This window comes from Kitasatospora sp. NPDC004240 (assembly GCF_053603215.1).
On the sequence record NZ_JBSGFD010000263.1, the window covers coordinates 1 to 9,624 of the forward strand.

Annotated in this window: 10 protein-coding genes; 7 read left to right on the top strand and 3 right to left on the bottom strand. The window is 74.8% G+C overall.

Going from position 1 to position 9,624, the window contains the following annotated elements; all coding sequences use genetic code 11:
- Positions 1 to 296 precede the first annotated feature (296 nt).
- The 4 genes from ACWEQL_RS38230 to ACWEQL_RS38245 all read left to right on the top strand — a co-directional run bounded on the left by ACWEQL_RS38230 (position 297) and on the right by ACWEQL_RS38245 (position 3,642).
- Positions 297 to 956, top strand: a complete 660-nt coding sequence (locus tag ACWEQL_RS38230; protein WP_452155508.1) for a hypothetical protein — start codon at positions 297 to 299, stop codon at positions 954 to 956.
- Between the two features lie 168 nt (positions 957 to 1,124).
- A complete protein-coding gene (locus ACWEQL_RS38235) occupies positions 1,125 to 1,901 on the top strand; it encodes a LamB/YcsF family protein (RefSeq protein WP_452155510.1) in 777 nt (258 codons plus the stop codon).
- Positions 1,898 to 2,626, top strand: coding sequence for a 5-oxoprolinase subunit PxpB (gene pxpB, locus ACWEQL_RS38240; protein ID WP_452155512.1), 729 nt, complete (start codon positions 1,898 to 1,900; stop codon positions 2,624 to 2,626). Before ACWEQL_RS38235 ends, pxpB begins: the two co-directional genes overlap by 4 nt.
- A 77-nt stretch (positions 2,627 to 2,703) precedes the next feature.
- Positions 2,704 to 3,642 carry a 5-oxoprolinase subunit C family protein gene (locus ACWEQL_RS38245; RefSeq protein ID WP_452155515.1) on the top strand — a complete coding sequence of 313 codons (939 nt, stop codon included), beginning with the start codon at positions 2,704 to 2,706 and terminating at the stop codon, positions 3,640 to 3,642.
- A gap of 400 nt (positions 3,643 to 4,042) precedes the next feature.
- Here the strand turns inward: ACWEQL_RS38245 and ACWEQL_RS38250 are convergent, their stop codons facing one another.
- A complete protein-coding gene (locus ACWEQL_RS38250; RefSeq protein WP_452155517.1) occupies positions 4,043 to 5,146 on the bottom strand; it encodes an aminoglycoside phosphotransferase family protein in 1,104 nt (367 codons plus the stop codon).
- Positions 5,143 to 5,913 (bottom strand): alpha/beta fold hydrolase, encoded by a 771-nt coding sequence (locus ACWEQL_RS38255; RefSeq protein ID WP_452155519.1) that lies wholly within the window; start codon positions 5,911 to 5,913, stop codon positions 5,143 to 5,145. The genes ACWEQL_RS38250 and ACWEQL_RS38255 overlap by 4 nt, the downstream gene beginning before the upstream one ends.
- A 196-nt stretch (positions 5,914 to 6,109) precedes the next feature.
- On the opposite strand from ACWEQL_RS38255, the gene ACWEQL_RS38260 reads away from it, so the two are divergent.
- The gene (locus tag ACWEQL_RS38260) at positions 6,110 to 6,646 is read left to right on the top strand and encodes a PadR family transcriptional regulator (protein ID WP_452155521.1); all 537 of its coding nucleotides are present in this window, start codon (positions 6,110 to 6,112) and stop codon (positions 6,644 to 6,646) included.
- Between the two features lie 153 nt (positions 6,647 to 6,799).
- On the opposite strand, the gene ACWEQL_RS38265 is transcribed toward ACWEQL_RS38260, so the two are convergent.
- Entirely contained in the window at positions 6,800 to 7,444 is a 645-nt protein-coding gene (locus ACWEQL_RS38265) for a DUF4396 domain-containing protein (protein WP_452155523.1), read from the bottom strand.
- A 143-nt stretch (positions 7,445 to 7,587) separates the two neighbouring features.
- Here ACWEQL_RS38265 and ACWEQL_RS38270 point away from each other — a divergent pair, with 143 nt between their 5' ends.
- Both ACWEQL_RS38270 and ACWEQL_RS38275 read left to right on the top strand, forming a co-directional pair.
- Positions 7,588 to 8,295 carry a class I SAM-dependent methyltransferase gene (locus tag ACWEQL_RS38270; protein ID WP_452155525.1) on the top strand — a complete coding sequence of 236 codons (708 nt, stop codon included), beginning with the start codon at positions 7,588 to 7,590 and terminating at the stop codon, positions 8,293 to 8,295.
- A 328-nt stretch (positions 8,296 to 8,623) separates the two neighbouring features.
- The gene (locus ACWEQL_RS38275) at positions 8,624 to 9,472 is read left to right on the top strand and encodes an undecaprenyl-diphosphate phosphatase (RefSeq protein WP_452155527.1); all 849 of its coding nucleotides are present in this window, start codon (positions 8,624 to 8,626) and stop codon (positions 9,470 to 9,472) included.
- Positions 9,473 to 9,624: the final 152 nt, after the last annotated feature.

Here is a 9,624-nt window from a genome sequence, read left to right on the forward strand (position 1 = left end):
CCACTTCCCCCACCCCCCCCCCTCCCTCCCCCCCCGCGCCCGCCCCGGGGGGCGCCCCGTAACACCACCCCCCCCCCCCCGGGGGGGGGGGGGGCCCCCCCCCCCCCCCCCCGGCCGTTCCCGGCACCCCCGCCTCCCGATGCCCGGACACCTCACGGTGTCCGGGCATCGGCGTCTTCCAGGCCCCCTTCCAGAGGAGTTGAACACGTTCAATTTTGAGTCTAGAGTCGGTGCCGAACAGGAGGGACGAGCGCCCCCTGTACTTCGACATGGCCTGTGAGCTGGGGGTTTGTGCGATGAGCGACGATTCGCGCGGCGGTGGTTTCAAGGCCGACACGGCGGAGGCCGGGGCGGCGGCAGCGAGGGCCGAGGTGGTGTCGGCGGAGGCCGGCGCTGTGTCGGCGGAGGCCGAGGCGGGCGTGCTGCGGCGGGTCCGGCGGTGGCTCTGGTTCTTCGTGGTGTGCCTGGCGCTGAGCGGGCTGACCGCCTTCCCGCTGGAGACCGAGACCCGCTGGCTGGCCGACGTCGCGGCCGGGCCCGGTGCGGTGGTGACCGACCGCCTGCCGGCCGTGCTGGAGTGGATCGAGCGGGTCCGCGACGGCGTCGCCGAGACCAACCGGCAGTACCCCTTCCTCGCGTACGGCACCGACTGGCTGGCCTTCGCCCACCTGGTGATCGCGGCGGCCTTCTGGGGGCCGATCAAGGACCCGGTGCGCAACGTGTGGGTGATCCGCTGGGCCGTGCTGGCCTGCGCCGCCGTCCTCCCGCTCGCGCTGATCTGCGGCCCGCTGCGCGGCATCCCGCTGCTCTGGCGATTCATCGACATGTCGTTCGGCGTCTTCGGGGTGATCCCGCTGCTGATCGTCCTGCGGGCACTGCGACCGCTGGAGCAGCGGGAGCGCGCGCTGCGCGAGCGGCCGGCGCGGATCGGACGGCCGCCCGCCTCGGCTCTCTGAGCCCCGTCGGCCGCGCGTGTGGGCCCGGTGGGCGAACCGGGTGCGCCGAGCGGGTGAGCGCGTGGGAGGCGCGGCTGCGGCCGCGCGGGCGGGGCCCGGGTCACGGGCTCCGCCCGTACCACGCAGGCCCTACGATCTGGCTCAACAGCAGCTGGAGGGCGGACGGGCGTGACCGATGCGGTGATCGATCTCAATGCGGACCTGGGCGAGGGGTTCGGGCGCTGGACCCTGACCGACGACGATGCCCTGCTGTCGGTGGTCACCAGCGCCAACATCGCCTGCGGCTTCCACGCCGGCGACCCGTCCACCATGCGCCGGGTCTGCGCGCTCGCCGCCGAACGCGGGGTCCGGATCGGCGCCCAGGTCTCCTACCGCGACCTGGCCGGCTTCGGCCGCCGCGCGATGGACGTACCGCCGGAGGAACTCGCCGACGAGATCGCCTACCAGATCGGCGCCCTCCAGGTCTTCGCCCGCGCCGCCGGCTCCCGGGTCAGCTACGTCAAACCGCACGGCGCCCTCTACAACCGGGTGGTCGCCGACTCCGAACAGGCCGAGGCCGTGGTCGCCGGCGTGCTGCGGGCCGGCGCGGTCTGCGACGGACCGCTGCCCGTACTGGGCCTGCCGGATTCCCGGCTGCTGGCGGTGGCCGAGGGCGTCGGGCTGCCGGTGGTCGCCGAGGCCTTCGCCGACCGGGCCTACACCTTGGCGGGCACGCTCGTCCCGCGCGGCGAACCGGGAGCCGTGGTGCACGACCCCGAGGCGGTGATCACCCGCGCGGTCGGCATCGCCCGGGACGGCGTGGTCATCGCGGCCGGCGGGGAACCGGTCACCGTCGAGGCGCGCTCGCTCTGCGTCCACGGCGACACCCCCGGCGCCGCCCAGCTCGCCTGGCGGGTCCGCGGGGCGCTCGCCTCCACGGGGGTCCGGGTGGAGGCGTTCACATGAGCGACGGGAGCGGCGAGGTGGAAGGTGGCGGGACCGGCGGGGTGGACCACGACGGGAGCGGCGCGGAAGGTGGCCGGAGCAGCGCGGCACCCGTCACCGTACGGCCGGTCACCGTACGGCCGGTCGGCGCGCGGGCGCTGCTCGCCGAGGTGGCGGGTACCGAGGAGGTCGCCGCGCTGTACGGCTGGCTGCGCGAACGGCAGGAGGCCGGGGAGCTGCCGGCCGTCGAGGAGATCGTCCCGGCTGCCCGGACCGTCCTGCTGGACGGCGTCCGCGACCCCGCCGCCGCCACCGCCCTGCTGCGCGCCTTCCGCCCCTCCGCCGGGAGCGGCGCAACCGGACCGCTGGTCGAGATCCCGGTGACGTACGACGGCGCCGACCTGGCCGAGGTCGCCGCGCTCTGGGACGTCTCCCCCGAGGAAGCCGTACGGATCCACACCTCGTTCGAGTACGTGGTCGCGTTCTGCGGGTTCGCCCCCGGCTTCGGCTACCTCACCGGTCTGCCGCAGCGGTACGAGGTGTCCCGCCGGGCCACCCCGCGCAGCGCCGTACCGGCCGGGTCGGTCGCCCTGGCCGGTCCGTACACCGGCGTCTACCCCCGCTCCTCCCCCGGCGGCTGGCAGCTCCTCGGGCGCACCGGGCTCACGCTCTGGGACACCGACCGCGAACCGGCCGCACTGCTCGAACCCGGCGTACGGGTGCGCTTCACGGCGGCGCGTGGATGACGAACGGGGAGGGGACGACGGGTGGGGAGAGGACGACGGACGGGACGGGGGCGAGGGGTGGGAAGGAGGGGCGGCCCGTGACCACCCGGGTGACCGAGCTGGAGGTGGTCCGGCCGGGACCGCTCACCACCGTGCAGGACCTGGGCCGGCGCGGCGTCGCCCACCTCGGCGTTCCCCGGGCCGGCGCCCTCGACGAACCCGCGCTGCGCGCCGCCAACCTCCTGGTCGGCAACGCGCCGGACGCCGCCGTCCTCGAAACCACGCTCGCCGGGGTCGCGCTCCGCGCGCACGGGCCGGTCCTCCTCGCGGTCACCGGCGCGCCCGCGCCGGTGCGGGTGGACGGGCGGCCCGCCGCCTGGGGCTCGGTGGTCACGGTGCCGGCCGGGGCGCTGGTGGAGGTGGGCGCAGCCACGTACGGCGTGCGCAGCTACCTCGCGGTCGCGGGCGGCTTCGCGGTACCGCCCGTGCTCGGGAGCCGCTCGGCCGACGTGCTCTCCGGCCTGGGCCCGGCCCCGCTTGCGGCCGGCGACCGGCTGCCGGTGGGTACGGGGGCGGGGGTCGGCACAGGTGCGGGAGTCGGCACAGCCGTTGCCGAGGCGGGTGCCGGGACGGGCAGCGGCCTGCCGGACCTGGTGCCGCTGCCCGCGCCGCCGGCGGAGCTGGTGCTGCGGCTGCAACTCGGCCCGCGTGCCGACTGGTTCGAACCGCAGGCGCTCACCTGGCTGGCCCGCGAGCACTACCGGGTCGCCCCGGCCAGCAATCGCATCGCGCTACGGACGGCCGGCCCGGCCGTCACCCGGGCCCGGGGCGGCGAGCTGCCCAGCGAGGGCATGGTGCTCGGCGCCGTCCAGATCCCTCCGGACGGCCAGCCGGTCGTCTTCCTCGCCGACCACCCCACCACCGGCGGCTACCCGGTCATCGGCGTCGTCCCGGCCGCCGACCTCCCCGCCGCCGCCCAGGCCCGTCCGGGCACCCCCGTCCGCTTCATCCCCCTGCGAGGCCCCGCGCGGGGGTGATGAGCTGCGAGTGGGCGCTCCGGGCACGTACGAGCGGCCGTGATCGGGCGGCGGCCCGGCGCGAATATGTAGACCGGTCTACTGAGCGCGCGTCGCCGAGGCTACGTTCGGCGGCGCGCAGGAAGTCGGACCCGCCGACTTCCTGCGCGGCGAGCCGGAGGCGGGGGGCGGCGCGCCGGGGTGCGGCAGAAATATGTAGACCGGTCTAGATATCGGCCGGGCACCCTCTCGTCGGTCGGGTGCCAGAATATGTAGACCGGTCTAGATAGCCGCACGTCGAGCGCCTCAAGGTCGTGTGCCTGAATATGACGACCGGTCTACAGATTCCCTCCTTCCCCCTCCCCCTTGCGCGGGGAGTCGGACCGGCCGACTTCCCGCGCAGGGCAACGCGCGCCCTCACTCACACGCGGCCCGGGTGGAGGGTCTCCGCAATGGCCCGCTGGTGGGGGTCGAGGGTGGTCGCGCCGTCCTCGATGTCCCAGAGAGAGTTCTGGAGCACGCGGGCGAGGGTCCATGCGGTCGCGCGGGGGCGGTCGATCGCGAGGACGTCGGTCATCAGGTCGAAGCGGCGACGGAGGGCGCGGGGGACGTCCCCGGCGGCGACCAGGTCGGACCAGCGGTTGCGGAGCGCGGGGAGCAGCTCGAAGCCCGGGTCGCCGGCCAGCGGCTTGGGGTCGATGGCGAGCCAGTCACCCCGTCCGCTCCCCGACCCCGATCCGGCGACGGGCCCAGCAGCGGCGGCGAACCCGGCCCCGGCGCCGCGCCCGTCGGGGTCGCCGATCCGACTGCTGCCCGAGATGCCGCGCCCGCCCGAGACGCCGCGCCCGCCCGACGCGCCACGCCCGCCCGAGATGCCGCGCCTGCCCGGGCCGCCGCGCGGCGGGGCGAGGACGTTGCCGTAGTGGAGGTCCCAGTGGAGCAGGCGGTCACCCGGTTCGGGGCGGACCTCGCGGAGGGCGGCCGCGCAGTCGGCGAGCAGCCGCCGGTCGTCCGGGTCGGCGAGGGCGGCGAGCGCCCGGGGAGCCGCGGCCAGTATGCCGTCCGCCAGGTCGGCAAGCGTGCGCAGCCCGGGCGGCGCCGGGACGGCGGACAGTCCGGCGAGGAGTCCGGCCAGGATCCGGAGCGCGGCGAGGTCGTCCTCGACGGATTCGAGCGAGCACCCGGGGTCGAGGCGTTCCAGCAGCATGGCGCCGGAGTCGGCGTCGTGGGCGAGCAGGCGGACCGCGCCGCGGCCGTTCCAGGTGCGCAGGGCGAGGGGTTCGCCCCGGGTCTCCTCGTCGACGGGCTGGAGTTTGAGCGCGCCCGGGGTCCCGTCGGCGCCGGTCACGGGCAGCACCAGGCCGACCGCGCCGTGCGCCGCCGGGCCGTCCGGGCGCAGTGACCAGCGTTCCATGACCGTCTCGGCGAGCGCGGGGAGGCCGTCCGCCCAGGCGCGGCCGGCGTCGCCGAGCCACTCGGAGAGCGACGCGGCGAGCCCGTCCGGCACCCGGACCCGGCCGGTCACCGGCGGGTCAGGGCGTCGGCGACGGCCCGGGCGAAGGCCTCGGGGTTGTCGAGCATGATGTTGTGCCCGCAGTCCGGGATCGCGGTCAGGACGACGCCGGACTCGCGCAGCTTCGCGGCGCCCCGGAGCTCGCCGTCCGCCTCCGGGTAGAGGAACTCGCGGGGGATCGGGAGCCCGTGCAGCAGGTCGCGCACGGGGGGCACGGTGGTGCGGGTGAGCGACATGCCGCTGCGGTGGAGCGCTTCGGGACCGGCCATGCGCATGGTCGCCCACCAGAGCGGTCCGACCCGCTCGGCGACCTTCTCGCGGCCGCCGCCGTGGACGAACTCCTCCTCGGTGTAGGCCAGGATGCCGCTGCCGCCGGGGGTGGGCACCGGGGAGACAGGATCAAGATTGGCGTCCACCAGGACGAGCCGGGAGACCAGGTGCGGGTGACGGGCGGCCAGTGCGACGGCGACCCGGCCGCCCATGCTGTGCCCGATCACCTCCGCCCCCGCCACCCCGGCGGCGACCAGCGCGGTGGCCACGGCGTCGGCGTGCTCCTCCAGCGTGTACGAGAAGTCGGTGGGCCGGTCGCTGATGCCGAAGCCCAGCATGTCGAGCAGCAGGGAGCGCCGGCCGTTCAGCAGCGGGTGGGCGGCGGCCGCGGCGTAGTAGACGGGCGAGCTGGAGCCGAGCCCGTGCAGGTAGACCCGGGCCGGCCCCTCGCCGGGGATCTCGATCCAGCGGATCCGGTCGCCGTCGGAGGTCACGGGGGCGTCGCGCACGGTCGTACTCCTTGGTTGGGGGCTGCCGAGCCCGAGGGTTGCCGAGCCCGAGGGGATCACGGAAGGCCTGCCGACGTCACCGCTCAGGAGCGGCGACGGGCGGGCCGACGCCAAGAACATACATCGACTCCGATGTATATCGGAAGTGAGATATAGCGATCGCGCGGCACGGGTGGAGATCTGGGAGAGTGACGCCATGCTGAAGTTCGCGATCCTCGGGTTCCTCCACGACCGGCCGCTGCACGGGTACGAGCTGCGCCGCCACCTGGCCGCACTCACCGGCCACGTCCGTCCGATCAGCGACGGCACGCTGTACCCGGCGATCAAGCGGCTGGAGACCGACGGGCTGCTGCGCCGGGAGACCGAGCCCGGCACGACCGCCGCACCCCGCCACACGCTCCACCTCACCGACGCCGGCCGCGAGGCGCTGCTGACCTGGCTGCGCGAACCGGAGCGGCTGGACATCAGCGACGAGAACCGGTGGTTCACCCTGCTCGCCTTCCTCCGCCACCTCCCCGATCCGGCCGGGCAGGCGGCAGTGCTCCGCCGACGGCTGGACTTCCTCGCCGAGCCGGCGAGCTTCTTCTACGAGGGCGGCCGGCCGCAGGGCGCGGAGGAGTTCGACGACCCGTTCCGCCGGGGGCTGCTGCTGATCGCCCGGGCCACCAGCGAGGCCGAGCTCGGCTGGCTGCGCCGGACCCTGGTGGAGCTGGAGGGCCGGCGGGCCGACTGACACCCCGGCCCCGGCCTCGGGGCCACTCCGAATCCGGCACAGGCACCGGCACCGACGTCGGCACCGGGCCGCGCCGGAGAACACCCGGGCCCGGCTCGGCTGCGATCAGCCGGGCCGGGCCCGTCGGGTGGAGCACGTGGAACAGGTCGGGCGTCAGTGCTGGTGGTAGGCGTGGACCACGGCGTGCCCGCGGCCGCGGTTGATCATCCACCTGTTGACCGGGACGGTGACCACGAAGGCCAGGGCGAGCGAGCCGGCGAGGGCCAGCCAGAACAGGATGCTGCCGAGACCGGCGTCCATGGCACCGGGGATGGTGACCATCGCGGTGTTGTCGATCAGTTCCATGACCACGATCGACACGGTGTCGGCGGCCAGCGCGACCTTGACCGCCGCCCGGACGTCCAGGCCCGCCTTGAGCACGCCGCGCATGGTGAGCGCGTAGCCGAAGACGAAGGCGAGCAGGACCGAGAGCGCCACGGTGGCGCCGTTGTGCAGGCCGAGGGCGGTGCCGATCACCATGCCCAGGATCTCGCCGATGGCGCAGCCGGTGAGGCAGTGCAGGGTGGCCTGCGCCGCGGTCCGCCAGCTTGTCCCGCCACCGTGACCGGCGTGCGCGGCGTGGCCGGCGTGCGCCGCATGATCGCCGTGGACGTGGTGCGAGCCGTGACCGGCGTGTGCCGAGTGGTCCGCGTGACCGGCCTGAGCGGTCTGGGTGGCGTGGCCCTCGTGACCGGTCCGACCACCGTGACCGGCGTGCGCCGCGTGGTCGTGGTGCTCGTGCTGCGCAGGGTGTGCCATGTCGTCCTCCGCGTGTCGTGGTGCCCGTCCGGGCCCCGCCTCCGTGCTCCGATGAGAAGAACCATATACCCCCCAGGGGTATTCCACCACCCCTGTCCGGATCTCCCCTTCCTCTCCGCACCACCCCGTGTTCGGATGGCGGCATGCCTCACACCGCGGACACCCCGGAACACCGCCCCGGCCACGACGGAACCGGCCCCGGGCCGATCACCCCGGACGGCTGCGCCGTCGAGATGTGGCAGCGCGTGCCCGTCGGCGAGGAGCCGGAGGTGATCGCCGGGGCCGTACCACCCGGCGCGAGCGTCCTCGAACTGGGCTGCGGCGTGGGTCGCATGACGCACCCGCTGCTGGCCCGCGGCTTCGCCGTGACGGCGGTGGACGAGTCCCCCGAGATGCTCGCGCGGGTGCGCGGCGCCCGTACCGTGCGCGGGACGATCGAGGAGCTGGAGCTCGGCGAGCGCTTCGACGTCGTCCTGCTGGCGTCCTTCCTGGTGCACGCCGGTGACCCGGCGGTCCGGCAGCGACTGCTGGAGACCTGCCGGCGGCACGTCCGGGACGAGGGCTGCGTCCTGGTGCAGCGTGAGGGCGAGGACTGGTACGACGACCTGCCCCGGGTGCGGCCGCTCGGCGCGGAGGGGCGGGTGCGCGTGGTGTCCGCGGAGCCGGTGGGGCCGGGGGTGCGATCGGTGCACGTCGAGTACGAGTTCCCGGACGCGCGCTGGACCCAGACCTTCCGGTCGCGGCCGCTCGACCGTCCCGCGTTCGAACACGCGCTCGCGTCGGCCGGGCTCGCGGTGGACGCGTACCTGACCGAGGACCGCACCTGGGTTCGGGCCCGGCCCGCGCGCTGACGCGAACCCGGCCACCGCACCCACCGCGCCGCCACCCCGGAACAACCCCGAACCGGTCACGAACCGGTCCCCGGGCAGCCCCGAGCCGGCCCCGAAAGCGGGCCCCGACACCCGGCCCGGCCCGGCCCCGGCGGACCGGGAACCGGGGGCGACGGGAGTCCCGTCACCTTCACCGCGTACCATCAGGCGCGCGCCGGAGCCCGCGCGCGTCACTCGTGCCGGACGGGACCGGTGGTTCGCATGCCGCTGTTCGCGCATGCCCCCGCACCGACGAACAAGGACCGCTGATGCGCATCGTCCGACGGATACCCCTGGCGGGTGTCCGGTGATCGACTGGTTCCACGCGACCGTCCTCGGCCTGATCCAGGGGCTGACCGAGTTCCTGCCGATCTCCTCCAGCGCCCACCTCCGGGTGTTCCCGGCGCTGCTGGGGTGGCAGGACCCGGGCGCCGCGTTCACCGCGGTGACGCAGCTCGGCACCGAGGCCGCGGTGCTGATCTACTTCCGCAAGGACATCGCGTCGATCATCAAGACCTGGACGCTCTCGCTGTTCCGCCCGGCGCTGCGCTCCGAGCAGGACGCCCGGATGGGCTGGTTCGTGATCCTCGGCACCCTGCCGATCGGCATCTTCGGCGTGCTGTTCCAGCACACCATCGAGAACACCCTGCGCGATCTGCGGGTGATCGGCACCACGCTGATCGTCTTCGGCCTGATCCTCGCGGTGGCGGACCGCACCCGCGCGGTGCGCAACGCCAAGCCGATCTCCGAGCTGACCCTGCCGCACGCGGTCGGGTACGGCCTCGCCCAGGCGCTGGCGCTGATCCCGGGCGTGTCCCGCTCCGGTGGCACGATCAGCGCGGGTCTGCTGATGGGCTACAGCCGCGAGGCGGCGGCCCGGTACTCGTTCCTGCTGGCGATCCCCGCGGTGCTGGCCTCGGGCCTGCTGGAGCTGACCAAGATCGGCGAAGGGCCTGCGCCCGCGTGGGGGCCGACCCTGCTGGCCACCGCGATCGCCTTCGTGGTCGGCTACGCGGCGGTCGCGTGGTTCCTCAAGTTCATCTCGAACAACAGCTTCATGCCGTTCGTGATCTACCGGGTGCTGCTCGGCATTGTGATCATCGCCCTGGTCACCATGGGCACCCTGGACCCGGACGCGGGCGTGGTGCCGGAGAAGTAGAACCGCGTTGCAGTGACGGGCGGCGAGCGGTGAGCTGCCCGGGACGGCCGGGAACGGCCGGGCGACACGGGAACAGCCGGGAAACGAAGGAACGAAGCACGGTGGCCGGGGACCCGATCGGGTCCCCGGCCCCCCGGCGTCGGTGCGTAGGG

Excerpts from the sequence above, each read along its gene's own strand:
- ACWEQL_RS38230 (WP_452155508.1), top strand. The coding sequence starts at position 297 with ATGAGCGACGATTCGCGCGGCGGTGGTTTCAAGGCCGACACGGCGGAG.
- pxpB (WP_452155512.1), top strand. The coding sequence starts at position 1,898 with ATGAGCGACGGGAGCGGCGAGGTGGAAGGTGGCGGGACCGGCGGGGTG.
- ACWEQL_RS38260 (WP_452155521.1), top strand. The coding sequence starts at position 6,110 with ATGCTGAAGTTCGCGATCCTCGGGTTCCTCCACGACCGGCCGCTGCAC.
- ACWEQL_RS38265 (WP_452155523.1), bottom strand. The coding sequence starts at position 7,444 with ATGGCACACCCTGCGCAGCACGAGCACCACGACCACGCGGCGCACGCC.
- ACWEQL_RS38270 (WP_452155525.1), top strand. The coding sequence starts at position 7,588 with ATGCCTCACACCGCGGACACCCCGGAACACCGCCCCGGCCACGACGGA.